18 protein-coding genes are annotated in these 17064 nt (G+C 60.9%); 13 read left to right on the top strand and 5 right to left on the bottom strand.

What is annotated here, in order from left to right; all coding sequences use genetic code 11:
- The first annotated feature begins 2 nt into the window (after positions 1–2).
- The 7 genes from VZC39_RS04920 (at position 3) to nqrM (ending at position 5831) form a co-directional block, all read left to right on the top strand.
- Complete coding sequence (locus VZC39_RS04920) at positions 3–1232, top strand: NADH:ubiquinone reductase (Na(+)-transporting) subunit B (RefSeq protein ID WP_349921323.1); 1230 nt, start codon at positions 3–5, stop codon at positions 1230–1232.
- Positions 1222–2010 carry a Na(+)-translocating NADH-quinone reductase subunit C gene (locus tag VZC39_RS04925; RefSeq protein WP_349921324.1) on the top strand — a complete coding sequence of 263 codons (789 nt, stop codon included), beginning with the start codon at positions 1222–1224 and terminating at the stop codon, positions 2008–2010. Before VZC39_RS04920 ends, VZC39_RS04925 begins: the two co-directional genes overlap by 11 nt.
- Positions 2003–2635, top strand: coding sequence for an NADH:ubiquinone reductase (Na(+)-transporting) subunit D (locus VZC39_RS04930; protein ID WP_100857978.1), 633 nt, complete (start codon positions 2003–2005; stop codon positions 2633–2635). Before VZC39_RS04925 ends, VZC39_RS04930 begins: the two co-directional genes overlap by 8 nt.
- A gap of 3 nt (positions 2636–2638) precedes the next feature.
- A complete protein-coding gene (gene nqrE / locus VZC39_RS04935) occupies positions 2639–3235 on the top strand; it encodes an NADH:ubiquinone reductase (Na(+)-transporting) subunit E (RefSeq protein WP_100857979.1) in 597 nt (198 codons plus the stop codon).
- A 17-nt stretch (positions 3236–3252) separates the two neighbouring features.
- Complete coding sequence (gene nqrF, locus VZC39_RS04940; protein WP_349921325.1) at positions 3253–4476, top strand: NADH:ubiquinone reductase (Na(+)-transporting) subunit F; 1224 nt, start codon at positions 3253–3255, stop codon at positions 4474–4476.
- 3 nt (positions 4477–4479) lie between these two features.
- On the top strand, positions 4480–5517 hold the full coding sequence (locus VZC39_RS04945; RefSeq protein WP_349921326.1) for an FAD:protein FMN transferase: 1038 nt from the start codon (positions 4480–4482) through the stop codon (positions 5515–5517).
- An 89-nt stretch (positions 5518–5606) separates the two neighbouring features.
- Complete coding sequence (gene nqrM, locus VZC39_RS04950; protein ID WP_349921327.1) at positions 5607–5831, top strand: (Na+)-NQR maturation NqrM; 225 nt, start codon at positions 5607–5609, stop codon at positions 5829–5831.
- Positions 5832–5911: 80 nt separating this feature from the next.
- On the opposite strand, the gene VZC39_RS04955 is transcribed toward nqrM, so the two are convergent.
- On the bottom strand, positions 5912–6118 hold the full coding sequence (locus VZC39_RS04955) for a hypothetical protein (RefSeq protein ID WP_349921328.1): 207 nt from the start codon (positions 6116–6118) through the stop codon (positions 5912–5914).
- Between the two features lie 122 nt (positions 6119–6240).
- Here VZC39_RS04955 and dinB point away from each other — a divergent pair, with 122 nt between their 5' ends.
- From dinB to rlmM, 6 genes are all read left to right on the top strand, one after another.
- Positions 6241–7293 carry a DNA polymerase IV gene (dinB, locus tag VZC39_RS04960; protein ID WP_434666250.1) on the top strand — a complete coding sequence of 351 codons (1053 nt, stop codon included), beginning with the start codon at positions 6241–6243 and terminating at the stop codon, positions 7291–7293.
- A gap of 66 nt (positions 7294–7359) precedes the next feature.
- Positions 7360–9501 (top strand): methyl-accepting chemotaxis protein, encoded by a 2142-nt coding sequence (locus VZC39_RS04965; protein ID WP_434666253.1) that lies wholly within the window; start codon positions 7360–7362, stop codon positions 9499–9501.
- A 284-nt stretch (positions 9502–9785) separates the two neighbouring features.
- Positions 9786–10706, top strand: a complete 921-nt coding sequence (locus VZC39_RS04970; RefSeq protein ID WP_349921331.1) for a transcriptional regulator GcvA — start codon at positions 9786–9788, stop codon at positions 10704–10706.
- Positions 10699–11334, top strand: a complete 636-nt coding sequence (locus VZC39_RS04975; protein ID WP_349921332.1) for an alpha/beta family hydrolase — start codon at positions 10699–10701, stop codon at positions 11332–11334. The genes VZC39_RS04970 and VZC39_RS04975 overlap by 8 nt, the downstream gene beginning before the upstream one ends.
- A gap of 24 nt (positions 11335–11358) precedes the next feature.
- The gene (locus VZC39_RS04980; protein ID WP_349921333.1) at positions 11359–11745 is read left to right on the top strand and encodes a DUF423 domain-containing protein; all 387 of its coding nucleotides are present in this window, start codon (positions 11359–11361) and stop codon (positions 11743–11745) included.
- Positions 11738–12832 carry a 23S rRNA (cytidine(2498)-2'-O)-methyltransferase RlmM gene (gene rlmM, locus VZC39_RS04985; protein WP_349921334.1) on the top strand — a complete coding sequence of 365 codons (1095 nt, stop codon included), beginning with the start codon at positions 11738–11740 and terminating at the stop codon, positions 12830–12832. The genes VZC39_RS04980 and rlmM overlap by 8 nt, the downstream gene beginning before the upstream one ends.
- A gap of 109 nt (positions 12833–12941) precedes the next feature.
- Here the strand turns inward: rlmM and VZC39_RS04990 are convergent, their stop codons facing one another.
- The 4 genes from VZC39_RS04990 to ppnN all read right to left on the bottom strand — a co-directional run bounded on the left by VZC39_RS04990 (position 12942) and on the right by ppnN (position 16968).
- On the bottom strand, positions 12942–13385 hold the full coding sequence (locus VZC39_RS04990) for a hypothetical protein (RefSeq protein WP_434666258.1): 444 nt from the start codon (positions 13383–13385) through the stop codon (positions 12942–12944).
- A 118-nt stretch (positions 13386–13503) separates the two neighbouring features.
- Entirely contained in the window at positions 13504–14511 is a 1008-nt protein-coding gene (locus VZC39_RS04995) for an isocitrate dehydrogenase (RefSeq protein WP_349921336.1), read from the bottom strand.
- Between the two features lie 150 nt (positions 14512–14661).
- Positions 14662–15477, bottom strand: a complete 816-nt coding sequence (gene xni, locus VZC39_RS05000) for a flap endonuclease Xni (RefSeq protein ID WP_434666261.1) — start codon at positions 15475–15477, stop codon at positions 14662–14664.
- A gap of 135 nt (positions 15478–15612) precedes the next feature.
- Complete coding sequence (gene ppnN, locus VZC39_RS05005) at positions 15613–16968, bottom strand: nucleotide 5'-monophosphate nucleosidase PpnN (protein ID WP_349921338.1); 1356 nt, start codon at positions 16966–16968, stop codon at positions 15613–15615.
- Positions 16969–17064: the final 96 nt, after the last annotated feature.

Consider the following 17064-nt stretch of genomic DNA (forward strand, 5'->3'; position numbering starts at 1 on the left):
CGATGAGTTTCAAGCAACTTCTTGAAAATATGGAACATCACTTCGAGCCGGGTGGCAAGTACGCTAAGTACTATGCCCTGTTCGAAGCGGCGTACACCCTGTTTTATACCCCCGGGTCCGTGACCCGCAATGCCGCTCACGTCCGTGACGCCATCGATCTGAAACGCATGATGATCATGGTGTGGCTGGCCGTGTTCCCGGCCATGTTCTGGGGCATGTACAACGTCGGCAACCAGTCCATCGCCGCCATCGCCCATCTGGGCAGCGCGGCCGGTGCCGATACCTGGCAATACACCATCGCCACCCTGCTGGGTGCCTCGCTGGATCCGGCCGTGGCCGGCGTCGGCAGCAAGATGCTGATCGGTGCGGCGCACTTCTTCCCGATCTACATCACCGTCTTCATCGTCGGTGGTTTCTGGGAAGTGCTGTTCGCCATGGTGCGCAAGCACGAGATCAACGAAGGCTTCTTCGTGACCTCCATCCTGTTCGCCCTGATCGTGCCGCCCGAGCTGCCCCTGTGGCAAGCCGCTCTCGGCATTACCTTCGGCGTGGTGCTGGCCAAGGAAGTGTTCGGTGGTACCGGCAAGAACTTCCTGAACCCGGCGCTGGCGGGTCGTGCCTTCCTGTTCTTCGCCTACCCGGGCCAGATCTCCGGTGATGCTGTCTGGGTTGCCGTCGACGGCTACTCCGGTGCGACTGCGCTGAGCCAGTGGGCCCAGGGCGGCCAGATGGCGCTGATCAACGGTGCGACCGGCGAAGCCATCAGCTGGATGGATGCCTTCCTCGGCAACCTGCCAGGTTCCATCGGTGAAGTCTCCACCCTGATGATCCTCATCGGTGCGGCCATGATCGTCTACATGCGGATCGCCTCCTGGCGCATCATCGCCGGTGTGATGATCGGTATGGTTGCGACCTCTCTGCTGTTCAACGTCATCGGTTCCGATACCAACCCCATGTTCAACATGCCGTGGCACTGGCATCTGGTGCTGGGTGGCTTCGCCTTCGGTATGGCGTTCATGGCGACCGATCCGGTCTCCGCTGCCTTTACCAACAAGGGCAAGTGGTGGTATGGCGCCCTCATCGGCGTCATGGTGGTGCTGATCCGGGTCGTGAACCCCGCGTTCCCGGAAGGCATGATGCTGGCCATTCTGTTTGCCAACCTGTTTGCCCCCTTGTTTGACCATTTCGTGGCACAGGCGAACATCAAGCGGAGGATCGCACGTGGCCTTTAATAAAGACTCTACTATCGGCACCCTCACCGTCGTAACCGGTCTGTGCCTGGTCTGTTCCATCGTGGTCTCCGTGGCCGCCGTGGGACTGCGTCCGGCCCAGCTGGAAAACAAGGCGCTGGACAAGCAAAGCAATATCCTGTCCGTCGCCGGTGTCGATGTCAGTTCTGTGGCCAAGCGTGACCTGGCCCAGTTGTATGGCGACAAGATTGAAGCGCGTCTGGTGGATTTGACTACCGGTGAGTTCGTTGACGGCGATGCCGACAACTTCGACACCAAGGTCGCCGCCAAGGATCCGGCCCAGAACATCCGTCTGGCCCCGGCCGACGACAAGGCTGGCCTGCGTCAAATCTCCAAGCTGGTTCCCGTGTTCTTTGCCAAGGATGCCGACGGCAAGGTCGACAACATCATCCTGCCGATCTACGGCCAGGGTCTGTGGTCCACCATGTATGCCTTCGTCGCGGTCGCGGCCGACGGTCAGACCGTCAAAGGCATCACCTACTATGATCACGGCGAAACCCCGGGTCTGGGCGGCGAGATCGAGAACCCGGCCTGGCGCGAACTGTTCGTCGGCAAGAAGCTGTTCGATCAGGACGGTCAGCCGGCGCTGCGCGTGATCAAGGGCCATGCTCCGGCAGGCTCCGAGCATGAAATCGATGGCCTGTCCGGTGCAACCCTGACCGGCAATGGCGTACAGCACACCTTCGACTTCTGGATGGGTCCCAAGGGCTTCGGTCCCTTCCTGGCCAAGGTACGTGCAGGAGAAATCAACAATGGCTGACAAGAGCGAAATGAAAAAATTGCTGTTGACGCCTGTGCTCGGCAACAACCCCATCGCACTGCAGGTGCTGGGTGTCTGTTCCGCGCTGGCCGTTACCAGCCAGATGAAGACAGCGTTCGTGATGACGCTGGCCGTTACCGCGGTCACCGCCTTCTCCAACCTGTTCATCTCCTTGATCCGCAACCACATTCCGAACAGCGTGCGGATCATCGCCCAGATGGCGGTGATCGCATCCCTGGTTATCGTGGTTGACCAGGTGCTCAAGGCGTATGCCTATGACATCTCCAAGCAGTTGTCGGTGTTCGTCGGCCTCATCATCACCAACTGTATCGTGATGGGTCGTGCCGAAGCCTATGCCATGAAGAGCGCCCCGCTGCCCTCCTTCCTGGACGGGATCGGCAACGGTCTGGGCTACGGTGCCGTGCTGCTGGCCGTGGCCACGGTGCGCGAGATCCTGGGGTCCGGCACCTGGTTCGGCATCGAGCTGCTGCCGCTGGTGAACAACGGTGGCTGGTATGTGCCTAACGGCCTGCTGCTGCTGCCGCCGAGTGCATTCTTCATCATTGGTCTGATCATCTGGGGCGTACGCACCAAGGATCCCAAGCAGGTGGAGGCAAAGGATTAAGGTATGGAACACTATCTGAGTCTGTTGATTCGTTCGATCTTCATCGAAAACCTGGCGCTCTCCTTCTTCCTGGGGATGTGTACCTTCCTGGCGGTGTCCAAGAAGGTCAAGACCGCCATGGGTCTGGGTATCGCCGTGATTGTGGTACAGACTGTTGCCGTACCGGCCAACAACCTGATCTACAACTATGTGCTGAAAGACGGCGCCCTGGTACAGGGCCTGGATCTGAGCTTCCTGAGCTTCATCACCTTCATCGGTGTGATTGCGGCCCTGGTACAGATCCTGGAGATGGCGCTGGACAAGTATTTCCCCGCGCTCTACAACGCCCTGGGTATCTTCCTGCCGCTCATCACCGTGAACTGCGCCATCTTCGGTGGCGTCTCCTTCATGGTGCAGCGTGACTACAACTTCGTGGAGTCTGTGGTCTATGGCGTGGGCTCGGGTGCCGGTTGGATGCTGGCCATCGTCGCGATGGCAGGGATCCGCGAGAAGATGAAGTATTCCGATGTTCCGGAAGGCCTGCGTGGCCTCGGCATCACCTTCATCACCGCGGGTCTGATGGCACTGGGCTTCATGTCCTTCTCTGGTATTTCCCTGTAATCGGAAAGGAAATATAGATGGAAATTATTCTGGGTGTGGTCATGTTCACCGTGATCCTGCTGGCCCTGGTAGCAGTTATTCTGTTCGCCAAGTCCAAGCTGGTGACCGCGGGTGACGTGACAATCAGCATCAACGGCGACCCGGCCAAGGCTGTCACCAGCCCGGCGGGTGGCAAGCTGCTCGGCGTCCTGGCCGGCAGCGGTATCTTCGTCTCCTCCGCCTGTGGCGGCGGTGGCTCCTGTGGTCAGTGCAAGGTGCGGGTGAAGTCCGGCGGCGGCGACATCCTGCCGACCGAACTGGATCACATCAGCAAGGGCGAGGCCCGTCATGGCGAGCGTCTGGCCTGCCAGGTCACCGTGCGCGCCGACATGGACATCGAGCTTCCCGAAGAGATCTTCGGGGTGAAGAAGTGGGAATGTACCGTCATCTCCAATGACAACAAGGCCACCTTCATCAAGGAACTCAAGCTGCAGATCCCGGATGGCGAGAGCGTCCCGTTCCGCGCCGGTGGTTATATCCAGATCGAAGCCCCTGCACACCACGTGCAGTACAAGAACTTCGATATTCCCGAGGAATATCGCGGTGATTGGGATCGCTTCAAGATCTTCGAGCTGGAGTCCAAGGTCAATGAGCCGATCATCCGTGCTTATTCCATGGCCAACTATCCGGAAGAGTTCGGCATCATCATGCTGAACGTGCGGATCGCGACCCCGCCGCCGAGCAACTGGACTGCGCCTCCCGGCCAGATGTCCTCCTACATCTTCAACCTGAAAGCAGGGGACAAGGTGACCATCTCCGGTCCGTTCGGCGAATTCTTCGCCAAGGACACCGACGCCGAAATGGTGTTCATCGGTGGTGGTGCGGGCATGGCGCCGATGCGCTCTCACATCTTCGATCAGCTGCGTCGCCTGAAGACCAAGCGCAAGATGAGCTTCTGGTACGGTGCCCGTTCCAAGCGCGAGATGTTCTATGTCGAGGACTTCGACATGCTGGCCGCCGAGAACGAGAACTTCACCTGGAACGTCGCCCTGTCTGATCCGCAACCGGAAGACAACTGGGATGGCTACACCGGCTTCATCCACAACGTGCTGTTCGAGAACTATCTCAAGAACCACGAGGCGCCGGAAGATTGCGAGTTCTACATGTGCGGGCCTCCCGTCATGAACGCGGCCGTCATCAACATGCTGAAAAACCTCGGTGTTGAAGACGAAAACATCCTGCTGGATGACTTTGGTGGTTAATCCATGCACAGCGTTGTAAAGACCTGGCTAGCCTTCGGGCTAGCCTTTTTCTTGACTGGGTGCGGTCAGGAAACGGTCCAATCCAAACCGGAGATCCACATCACCGGCAGCACCATGGGTACCTACTACTCCATCAAGGTGGCGGATGACGCCGTCCAGGATGGAGCCAAATTACAGGCCGAGGTCGATGTCCTGCTGGAGCGGGTCAACGATCAGATGTCCACCTACAGACCCGATTCCGAGCTCTCCCGCTTCAACCAGCACAAGGACAACACGCCCGTGGTGGTCTCCCGGGACACCGCACGGGTGGTGACCGAGGCCATACACATTGGCCGCGAGAGCCGCGGCGCGCTGGACGTGACCGTGGGCCCCCTGGTCAATCTGTGGGGCTTTGGCCCGGACGCGAAACCGACCAAGGTACCGTCCGATGACCTGATCAGCCAGACCCGCCAGAAGACCGGGCTCGGCAATCTGCACGTGATCACCTCCGCCGATGCGGATACCCTGCAAAAAGACATCCCGGATCTCTATGTGGATCTCTCCGCCATCGCCAAGGGCTTCGGGGTGGACAAGGTCGCCGAGTATCTGGAATCCTTGGGGGCACGCAACTACCTGGTGGAGATCGGCGGTGAGCTGCGCCTCAACGGGGTCAACGGCAAGGGGCACCCCTGGCGGGTGGCCATCGAGAAGCCGACCGTCAATGTCGGCTCGGTGCAGGAGGTGATCCAGCCCGGGGACAACGGCGTGGCCACCTCGGGGGATTATCGCAACTACTACGAGATGGATGGCAAGCGCTTCTCCCACACCATCGATCCGCTGACGGGCAAACCCATTCAGCATCGGATGGTGTCGGTGACCGTGATCCACCCCTCCTGCATGACCGCGGACGGGCTGGCGACGGCGCTCACTGTCATGGGGCCAGAGAAAAGCCTGGCCTATGCCAAGGAGCAGGGGCTGGCCATCTTCGTGATCACCAAGACGGACGATGGCTTCAAAGAGTCCTACTCGGATGCCTTCAAGCCCTATCTGGTGAAGAAGTAATGAACGGCCATCCCTTCGGGGGTGGCGTTGACGTATTGAGTGCACGGGTGCCTCTCGCGGCATCCGGTTAAACAGTAAGGGGTAATAGCATGCAGACTTTTCTGATTACCTTCGGGGTGTTTCTGGCGGTGGTGGTGGCCATGGCCATCGGTTACATCTTCCAGAAGAAGACCATCTCCGGCTCCTGTGGCGGCCTTGGCACCATAGGGATCGAAAAGGAGTGCGACTGCCCGGAGCCCTGTGACAACCGCAAGCAGAAGATGGCCAAGGAAGAGGCCCGTCGCAAGATGCTGGAAGAGCACCGCATCATCTGAGCGGCACCGTCGTCATGGCGCCTGACAGAGCGAGCCGACCTTGAGGTCGGCTCGCTTTTTTTGTGGGCAAGGGCCAGTGCTCAGTAATCGTATTGTTGGCAGGATTTTTTATTGAACTCGGCCTTCCTGCGGGTCAGCTCCTCCCGGGTACCCAGCTCATCCCCTTGCTTGATGGCTTTTTCCAGTATCTCGATACGCTCGAACAGCCAGCTGCACTCGGCAGTCGGGTGATCCTTGGCCGCCGTGATGACGGGCAGCAGACAGAGTCCCAGCCAGATCTTGTTCATCCCTCTTCCTCCTTGATGATGGGTTCCTGAAGAGTCTATATGCTCCCCGCGTTGCTACGACTGGCAGAAATCACAGCACTGGGGTAGCATGGGCTCAGTTAACTGTTTATTTGTACAGTGTCATGCGCAAGATCATTCACATCGACATGGACTGCTTCTTCGCGGCGGTGGAGATGCGGGACAACCCGGCCCTGCGAGAGGTGCCGCTCGCCATCGGCGGCTCGGCGGACAGGCGCGGGGTCATCTCTACCTGCAACTATGTGGCGCGCCGCTTCGGGGTGCGCTCCGCCATGCCGAGCGGCCTGGCCAAGAAGCTCTGCCCGCCGCTGGTGCTGATCCCGGGTCGCATGGCGGTCTACAAGGAGGTCTCCCGCCAGTTGAGGGGGATCTTCCTGCGCTACACCGAACTGGTGGAGCCCCTCTCCCTCGATGAAGCCTATCTGGACGTGACGGATAGCCCCCATTGCGGCGGCAGCGCCACCCTGATGGCCGCCGAGATCCGTGCCGCGATCAACGCCGAGCTGGGGCTGACCGCCTCCGCCGGGGTGGCGCCCAACAAGTTTCTGGCCAAGCTCGCCTCCGAGCAGCGCAAGCCGGACGGCCTATTCGTCATCCGGCCCCAGGAGGTGGACGAGTTCGTCCGCCTGCTCCCCCTGGCCAAGTTGCCCGGTATTGGCCGCAAGACCGCCGATCGGCTGGAGTCCCAGGGGCTCTACTCCTGCGAGGATGCCAGGGCCATGAGCAGTGAGGAGCTGATCGCCCGCTTCGGCAAGTTGGGGGAGATGCTGACCGGTCGCATCTGGGGGCTGGACGATCAGCCGGTACAGGCTTCCAGGGTGCGCAAGAGTGTAGGGGTGGAGACCACCCTCAGCAGCGATGTGCTGGACGAGGAGGCTTGCTGGGCCGTGCTGAGCCGGCTCATCCCCGAGCTGGAGCTGCGCTTTGCCAAGGATTGCCCCGCGGAGATGCTGATGGGGCAGGGGATCAAACTCAAGTTTGCCGATTTTCAGCAGACCACCGTCTATCGCAAGGGGAGCTACCAGGCCGCCCGTTTCCACGATCTGCTGCACGAGGGGCTACACAGGGCTCAAGGAAAACCCATTCGCCTGCTCGGACTGGTGGTGGGGCTGCCGAGCACCGGGGAGCGCAATCAACTTAGCCTGGATCTGGGCTGATTTAGTTAAGTTTCTGTTTCCAAATCCGATACAGTGGTTACATCTGTAGAAGTTAGGAAATCATGCATGAGTTCTCTTTCTGTTCAGGGACGGATCACCCTGATAGCCGGTTGTTGCCTCCTGGCCAGTGCCGCTGCACTGGTCGCCTCATCCCTCTTCAACGCGGCCCGTATGCAGGAGCAGGTGCTCGCTTCCACTACCCTGGAGGCGCAGCACGCGGCAGAAAACTGGATGCAGGCCATGGGCGCCACCCAGGCGGCCAGAGTGACCAGCTACCTCGACGAGGCCTATTTTCGCGCCACCTTGCTGGCCGAGAATATTCTGTTTCAGCGCAAGAATGCAGAGGATAACTTCGTCCATTCCGAGGCATTGCGCGGCGCCGTGAGTCAACAGCTGCAGGATGCAGCGGAATCTTCTGCCAACATGATCGGGGTCTACGGCGTGTTCGAGCCCAATCAGCTGGATGGCGAAGATGCCAACTATCAGGGCTCGACCGCCCTCGGGGCCAACGACAAGGGGCGCTTCTCCAGCTACTGGGCCAGGGTGGATGGCAAGGTGACCCTGGAGGTGATGGACGAAGCCATGCTGGCGAATGCCAAGCCGGGCGCCAACGGTCATCCCGAGAACGAGTGGTACAAGTGCAGCATCCAGTCACGGGCCCTCTGTCTGCTGGAGCCCTATCTCGACGAGGTGGGTGACCAGCAGGTGTTGATGACGTCGGTGACGGCTCCCTTGCTGGAGGAGGGCAACCTGCTCGGCATGGTGGGGGTCGATATCTCGCTGACCACCCTGCAGAGCCTGGTGGAGGAGATGGGCAAGACCCTGTATGGCGGACAGGGCAAGGTGCTGCTGCTCAGCCACGAGGGGCGGGTCGCCGGGGTGGAGGGCTTCCAGATCGCGCCAGGCAGTACACTTGAGCAGCAGGACAAGGGGTTGGTGAGCGACCTCAACGGCTGGCTCGGCAAGGGGGAGGTGGTGACGCGCTGGAGCCCGGACGGTGCCCTACTGCAGACCTTCGTGCCGGTACGCATGCGCGGCACGGATCGCAAGTGGGGTATCTATATCGAGCTGCCTCGCGCCGTGGTGCTCGCCTCCGCCCTGCAGTTGCAGGGGGATCTCGAGAGCCAGTCCGACCGTAGCGTCCTCTCCCAGCTGTTCATCGGTGGCGTCATCTCGCTGCTCGCCCTGCTCTGCATCTGGTGGATGGCGCAGCGCATCGTCGCCCCCATCCGCACCGTGGTGGCCCGTCTCAAGGATATCGCCAGCGGGGAGGGTGATCTGACCCAGCGGATCAACTTGCAGCGGGACGACGAGATTGGCGAGCTGGCCAAGTGGTTCAACAACTTCCTGGACAAGCTGCAGAGCACCATCAGTCAGGTGATCGATACCGTGGCGGGCACCCGGGCCAGCGCGGTGCAGGCGGCGCAAGGGGCGGATCGCACCAGCGCCGGCATGCAGGCCCAGTATCAGGAGGTGGATCTGGTGGCGACCGCGTTCGAGGAGCTGAGCGCCACCGCCTTGCAGGTGGCGGGAGATGCGAACTCGGCGGTACAGGCTGCCAACCAGGCCGACAGGGCCGCCCAGGAGGGCAAGGCGGTGGTGGCGGATACCCAGGCGGCCATGTCCCGCCTGATGGTGGTCATCAGCGATGCCAAGCCGGTGGTGGAGCGGCTGGCCGCCAACAGCGACAACATCAACGACATCCTGGCGGTGATCCAGGGGATCGCCGAGCAGACCAACCTGCTGGCCCTCAATGCCGCCATCGAGGCCGCCCGCGCCGGAGAGCAGGGCCGCGGCTTTGCGGTGGTGGCCGACGAGGTGCGCAACCTGGCGGGTCGTACCCAGAACGCCATCGTCGAGATCCAGAACCTCATCAGCCAGTTGCAGTCAGGCACCGAGGCGGTGGTCAAGGCGATCATGACGGGTCACAGCCAGGCGGACGTGACGCTGACCAAGGTGGAACTGTCGGTGAGCGTGCTCGAGCAGATCATCCAGGCGGTCAGCACCATCCATCAGATGAACGAGCAAATCGCGACGGCAGCCCAGGAGCAGAGCGGGGTGGCGGACGAGATCAATCGCAACGTCAGCAACATCCGCGAGGTGAGCCACAGCATCCGGGCCGAGGCGGCGACCTCCGCCGACAACGGACGGGAACTGTCGCAACTGGCGGACAAGCAGCAGCATCTGGTGGGGCAGTTCAAGGTGTAAGGATTACAAAAAAGGCGCCATCCAACCGGAGGCGCCAAACACATTCAGATGACAGACTGGGTTAAATCCGATGGATTTAGCCCTTTCTTCCCGCAGAGGAAGAAACACAACACCACAATCATTGTCGGCTTGCTCACAAAAACCACATGTAAACCAACATGGAAGCAAAGAATGCGAGCCATATGACAACGGATTGCGAGGCGAATTATGTTTATTCACTGGTCGACCCGCAACCGACAATTTATAATGCGCCCCATTAGAAAAATTCATCGTCGGCCGATCCCATGTCTCGTCGTTTACCTCCGCTCAATGCACTGAAAGCGTTTGAAGCAGCGGCTCGTCACCTGAGTTTCACCCGGGCAGCGGAAGAGCTGTTCGTGACTCAGGCCGCCATCAGCCACCAGATCAAGGCGCTGGAAGAGTATCTCGGCATCAAGCTGTTTCGCCGCAAGAACCGCTCCCTGCTGCTGACCGAAGAGGGTCAGAGCTACTTCCTCGACATCAAGGACATCTTCGCCTCCATCTCCGAGGCGACCGACAAGTTGCTGGCCCGCAGCGCCAAGGGGGCGCTCACCGTCAGCCTGCAGCCGAGCTTCGCCATCCAGTGGCTGGTGCCAAGGCTGGTGAAATTCAGCGAGCGTCACCCGGATATCGACGTGCGGATCAAGGCGGTCGACATGGACGAAGGGTCCCTCACCGACGACGTGGACGTGGCGATCTACTACGGTCGCGGTAACTGGCCGGGGTTGCGCTCGGACAAGCTGCATACCGAGTATCTGATCCCGGTCTGTGCCCCCCTGCTGCTGAGCGGCCCCAAGCCCCTGCGCACGCCGGAGGATCTGACCCGCCATACCCTGCTGCACGATACCTCCCGCCGCGACTGGAAGGCCTGGTTCCGTCAGCTCGACATCGATGCGCCCAACGTGAACCAGGGGCCCATCTTCAGCCACTCCACCATGGTGATCCAGGCGGCCATCCATGGTCAGGGGGTGGCGCTCGGCCACAGCGTGCTGGCCCAGCCGGAGATCGAGGCGGGTCGACTCATCTGCCCGTTCGAGCAGGTGCTGGTGAGCAAGAACGCCTTCTATCTGGTATGCCAGGAGCAGCAGTCCGACCAGGGCAAGATAGTGGCCTTCCGCGACTGGATGCTGGAGCTGGTGGAGCAGGAGGAGGCCCGCCGGCGGGCCCGACTCGCCGATGGCTGAGGCGCTGGATGTGATCCGGGAGGGGGCGAGCGACGCCCCCGTTCGCATTCTGCTGGCCCATGGTGCCGGTGCCGACATGGCGCACGATTTCCTCGCCCGGCTCTCGGCCCTGCTGGCGGGGCCGGATATCGAGGTCGTGCGTTTCAATTTCCCCTACATGAGCAAGCGCGCCCTGGATGGCAAGCGCCGCCCGCCGGACCGGCAGCCCGTGCTGCTCGCCCACTGGCGGGAGATGGCAGAGGCCTTTGCCCATCCCAGGCTGTTTGTGGCGGGAAAATCCATGGGGGGACGGATGGCGGCGGAAATCGCCGACGAGATGAATGCTGCAGGATTGCTCATTCTCGGGTATCCTTTCCACCCCCCGGCCAAGCCCGACAGCTGGCGGGGCGAGGTGCTCAAGCAAATCAAGACGCCGACCCTGCTGTTGCAGGGGGAGCGCGATACCTTCGGCACTCGCGTCGAACTGGCTGACTTCCCCTTCTCACCCGCCGTATCGGTCCACTGGCTGACCGATGGTGACCATGGCTTCAAGCCGAGGAAGGCGAGCGGACTCAGCGAGCAGGATAACCTGCGGCTGGCCGCGGACAGCATGAGAAACTTCATCGCGACCACCCCGAGCCGGGGCTGATGGCTTGATAACAAGGAGAGAGGGATGCATATCCAGCGACACTGGCTGGTACTGGCCGGGTTCTTCGGCCTGACGGCCACCATGCTGGGGGCCTATGGGGCCCACGGACTGGCGGCGACCGGGATCAGTCCCGAGCGTCTGGCGGCGTTTCATACCGCCGTGCAATATCAATTTTTTCACGCATTGGCCCTGTTGATCCTGGGGTGGTGCGGGGTGCGCGGCAAGGTGATCACCTTCGCCGGTACCGCTTTTGTGCTGGGGATCCTGGGATTCTCTGGCAGTATTTATGCCATGGTGCTGCTCGGCAGCAAGGGGCTGGGGCTCATCACCCCGGCCGGTGGCCTCTGTTTTATGTTGGGATGGGCGGCTCTGATATGGGCCGGCTGTCGTCTTGGAGGAAAGAATGAATAATCTGCTGCTGTATTGCCGCCCGGGTTTTGAGAAAGAGGCGGCGGCAGAGATCACCGAGCGTGCCGGCAACATGCAGTGCTATGGTTTCGCCCGGGTCAAGGACGACAGCGGTTATGTGATCTTCGAATTGTATGACGAGGAGCAGGCGGATCTGCTGGCGCGCAAGCTGCCGTTCCGTGAGCTCATCTTCATCCGCCAGATGCTGGTGGTGACCCATGAGCTCAAGGATCTGAGTCTCTCGGATCGGGTCACTCCCATCCTGGAGGCGGCCAGTGAGTACGCCATCTGCGGCGATCTGCGGGTGGAAACCGCCGATACCAACGAGGCGAAAGAGCTGTCGGCCTTCTGCCGCAAGTTCACCGTACCCCTGCGCCAGGCCCTGCGCGGCAAGGATATTCTGACCAAGAAGGAGACGCCGCACCGCCCGGTGTTCCACGCCTTCTTCCTGGCGAACGACCATCTGATGCTGGGTTACTCCTACTCGTTCAACAACTCCGAATTCCACATGGGCATCCCGCGTCTGCGCTGCCCGGCGGATGCCCCGAGCCGATCCAGCCTCAAGCTGGAAGAGGCCTTCTACGTGTTCGTGCCGAAGGAAGAGTGGGACTTGCGCCTCACTTCCGGCATGAAGGCGGTGGATCTCGGTGCCTGCCCGGGTGGCTGGACCTATCAGCTGGTGCGCCGTGGCATGATGGTGACCGCGGTGGATAACGGCATGATGGCCCAATCCCTGATGGATACCGGTCAGGTCAAGCACATCCGTGACGATGGCTTCGTCTGGCGGCCGAGCAAGAAGAACATCTACTGGCTGGTATGCGACATGGTGGACAAGCCGGCCCGGGTGACTCACATGGTGGCCGACTGGTTCAGGGAGAACGACTGCCAGGAGGCGATGTTCAACCTCAAGCTGCCGATGAAGAAGCGCTACGCCGAGGCGGTGCACAACATCGAGGTACTGCGCGGCCTGCTCAAGGAGATCGACAACGCCTTCGTCATCCAGGCCAAGCAGCTCTATCACGATCGCGAAGAGATCACGGTGCACGTCTACAACAAGTACTGGGTCTCCAAGCTGGAAGCCAAGGCATAAGCTACCCGCCGATGTCCTCTGCGCCCGAGAATGGCTGAGGTCTATGGCATAAGCGATAAAAACGAAACCGGACGGGCCAACCCGTCCGGTTTCGTGCTATCTGGGACCATCAGAAGCGATAGTCGACCCGCATCATGGACTCGTCATCCGTGAGCTTGAGCTCCACCTGCAGGGGAATGGTCTTGTCGCTCGGGTTGAACTGCATCTTGACCCCATCACCCCTGAGTTTGACGGCGGTATTGATGCCGCTGACATTGAACTTGATCCTGGGTTTCTGCTTCTCGAAGGAAAGAGTCACGCTCTTCTCGGCGGTCAGATTCAGTTTCTGGTAGGGGGTGATGCTGCGGGAGCCATTGCTGTCGGTCATGACGTCCACGCCAAAAGAGAGGGGGTTGGGGGCCTGGAGCAAGTCATTGGTATCCACGGTGGATTGCCAGACCTGCTTGGCGGGTTCGGCCTGCTGGGGCGGCGGTGTCAGCCAGGCATTGTCGATGGGCCTGTCCAGGGCCATGGCAGCGCTGCTGAAAAACAGCAAGATGAAGGTCACGCGCATAGTGGATCTCCTTATCCTCCCTTTGAACATAGTATTCATCTGGCGTGGGGGGTAGGGGGATCCGGGATAAAACAAAGGGAGCCGAAGCTCCCTTTTTAAATCAATGAGTTGCTTGCAATCACAGGCGGTCGATGATGGCCTGGGTGAACTCGCTGGTGGAGGCTGAGCCCCCGAGATCCCGCGTCACGCGATCACCGGATTCGATAGTGGCTCGTACCGCATCGCGGATACGCTCGGCCTTGTCCTGCATCCCCAGATACTCCAGCATCTGGATGGAAGCGAGGATCACCGAGGTCGGGTTGGCGATGTTCTTGCCCGCGATATCCGGCGCCGAGCCGTGTACTGCCTCGAAGATGGCCGCCCCTTCACCGATGTTGGCACCCGGCGCCATGCCGAGCCCGCCCACCAGACCGGCGCAGAGATCCGAGAGGATGTCGCCAAACAGGTTGGTGGTGACCATGACATCGAAACGCTCCGGGTACATCACCAGGTTCATGCAGGCGGCGTCGACGATCATCTCTTCGCTCTGGATGTCCGGATAGCGACTGGCCACTTCCCGCGCTACTTCCAGGAACAGGCCCGAGGTGGACTTGAGGATGTTGGCCTTGTGAATGATGGTGACCTTCTTGCGCCCTTCCTGGCGTGCCAGCTCGAAGGCGAAGGTGACGATGCGCTCTGCCCCGTCGCGGGTGATGATGCTCATCGCCTCGGCGCTCTGGTTGTCGCTGCTGCGCTTCTGGCCGGCGCCCGAGTACATGCCTTCGGTGTTCTCACGCACCGTGATGATATCGATGTTGTCGTAGCGGCTCTTGGTGCCCTTGAAGGAGATGACGGGGCGTACGTTGGCGTAGAGGTTGAACTTCTTGCGCAGGGAGACGTTGATGGAGGTAAAGCCGCCGCCGACCGGGGTGGTGAGCGGGCCCTTCAGGCTGACCTTGTTCTTCTCAATCAGATCCAGGGTAGCCTGGGGCAGCAGTTCGCCGTGCTTCTCCAGTGCGACCAGACCGGCGTCTGCGTATTCGTAGTCAAAATCACAACCGGCGTGGGTCAGGATCTGGATGGCGGATTCGATGATGCTGGGGCCGATGCCGTCGCCCGGAATGACGGTAATTTTTCTTTTTGACATGAGGCGTATCCACTTCTAGGGGACAGAGGGGGAGGATTCGGCGGTTTTATACCATTTTTGCACCACTTTCTCCATGTTTCTTTACATATCTCCCATTTATATCAACAGTCAGCCAGGCCAGAGATGGGCGTTATGCTGGCCGGTTTTCACTCATGGGATCGTGTCGGGCTGGGGCGGGTAGCGGATATCTTTCAGGTTGAAGCCGAGGGGGATGTCTCGCTGCAGCCTGACCAGCCGCTGGGCCAGCAGGGCTTCGTCTTTGTGCTGACGCAGCTTGAGCAGGGCCTTGCCGGCGTCTTCCTGCTCGCAGGCGATGAGCAGGCTGGCCAGATCCCCGTGCTGCTGCAACAGCTGGGTTGCCGTCTTGGGGCCGATGCCGGGGACCCCCTTGATGTTGGAGCCGCCTATGCCGGTCAGCGCCCAGAAGTCCACCAACTGGGCGGGGGCGACCCCATATTGCTGCTGGACGAAGGCCGCATCCAGCCAGCGCTTGTTGAAATGATCCCGAACCTGGATCTGCGGGCAGATGAGCTGGCAGAACCCCTTGTCGGTGGAGATGATGGTGGCCCTTGCCTCGTGCTGGGCCACCCCGCAGGCCAGCGTGGCGACGAGATCGTCCGCTTCGTCGGTTTCGGAGAGCAGCGCATCGACGCCGCACTCCCAGAAGGCATCCTGCAGCTCGGACAATCCCTCTTTCAACTCTGCCGGCATGGGGGTTCGCCGCTCCTTGTAGGCCGGATAGATCCCCTTGCGCCAGCTCTGCACATCGCTCTCCCCATCGAAGACCGCGATGGCGTGGGTCGGCTCACTGGCCGCCAGCAGCTTCTTGCAGGTATTGATGAGGTTGGCCCGGGTGGCGAGCAGCGCCTGGACCGGGGTGAGCCCCTGCTGGGCCTGTACGGCATGCAGGCGGCGGATGAGGTTGAGGGCATCGATGATGAGCAGGTGTGGCCTGGGCTGTGACATGGGGCTCTCTCGCAGATCTGGGAGCCCATTGTAACAACTGGGGGGCATGATGCTAACCCTCTCTTGACACAAGGTCTTGATAATGAAAGAGGAGCCTCTGGGCTCCTCTCTGGATCATCGCGTATTCGCGCTTGCCTATTTCACGATCTCGTAGCAGGGAATGTACTGGCTGCCAGGCAGCTTCATCCGCTGCTGCTTGACGAAACTTTCCAGCAGCCTGTCCATCAGGTGCATCAGCTCCTTGTCCCCGTGGATCTTGAAGGGCCCCTTCTTCTCGATGGCGCGGATGCCGCCTTCCTTCACGTTGCCCGCGACTATGCCCGAGAAGGCGCGGCGCAGGTTCGCCGCCAGCAGCTGGGGTGGCTGGTTGCGGTGCAGATCCAGGCTCGCCATGCTGGCGTGATCCGGCTCGAACGGCAGCTGGAACTCGGGCTCTATCCGCAGGGACCAGTTGAAGGAGTAGGCATCCCCCACCGACTTGCGGTACTCGCGGATCTTGGGCATGGCTTCTTTCATGACCCGCGCCACCTCGGGCGCATCGCCGATGATGATGCGATAGAGGCTGGTGGCCGTCTCGCCCAGGGTGGCCTTGACGAAATCGTCGATGGCGCGGAAGTAGTCGGCGCTCTCCTTGGGGCCGGTCAGCACGATGGGGATGGGTTGGCGCTCGTTGGCCGGGTGCATCATGATGCCGAGCAGATAGAGCAGCTCCTCGGCGGTACCGACGCCGCCCGGGAAGATGATGATGCCGTGGCCGAGGCGCACGAAGGCCTCCAGCCGTTTCTCGATGTCCGGCAGGATCACCAGCTCGTTGACGATGGGGTTCGGCGGCTCGGCGGCGATGATGGAGGGCTCGGTCAACCCGATGTAGCGGCCGTTGCGCACCCGCTGCTTGGCGTGGCCGACGGCGGCTCCCTTCATGGGGCCCTCCATGGCACCCGGGCCGCAGCCGGTGCAGATGTTGAGTTCCCGCAGCCCCAGTTCATTGCCCACCGCACGGGTGTACTGGTACTCCACCTCGTTGATGGAGTGACCCCCCCAGCAGACCACCATGTTGGGATCGGCCCCTGGCAGGATCGCCTTGGCATTGCGCAAGATGGCGAACACCACGTTGGAGATATGAGTGGAGCTGGTCATGTTGACCTGGCGGTTGGATTCCAGCTGGGTGGTGACATAGAGGATGTCGCGCAGCACGGAGAAGAGATGTTCCTGGATGCCGCGGATGATTTCGCCATCGACGAAGGCATGCTCGGGGGCATTGAACAGCTCGAGTTTGACCCCACGCTCGCGTCGGATCACGTGGATATCGAAAGATTTGAAGCGCTCCAGTATCTCCTTGGAGCTGTCGGTGTGACTGCCCGAGTTGAGTACCGCCAGCGAGCAGTTGCGAAACAGTTGATAGATATCGCTGGAGGCGGTCTGCTTGAGGCGGTCCACCTCGAGTTGTGACAGCAAGTCCATGCTGCCGACCGGATTGATGTGGGTGATCATAATTTCCCCTTCACTCGCTTGTTATCGTTGTGTTTTCCCTGGGGAGAGAACGGGATGCAACAGCATCCCTCATCTTCGATAGTAGAGGCAAGGAGG

Origin of the sequence: Aeromonas sp. NJAU223 (assembly GCF_051125555.1) — a bacterium.
GTDB lineage: Bacteria > Pseudomonadota > Gammaproteobacteria > Enterobacterales > Aeromonadaceae > Aeromonas > Aeromonas veronii_G.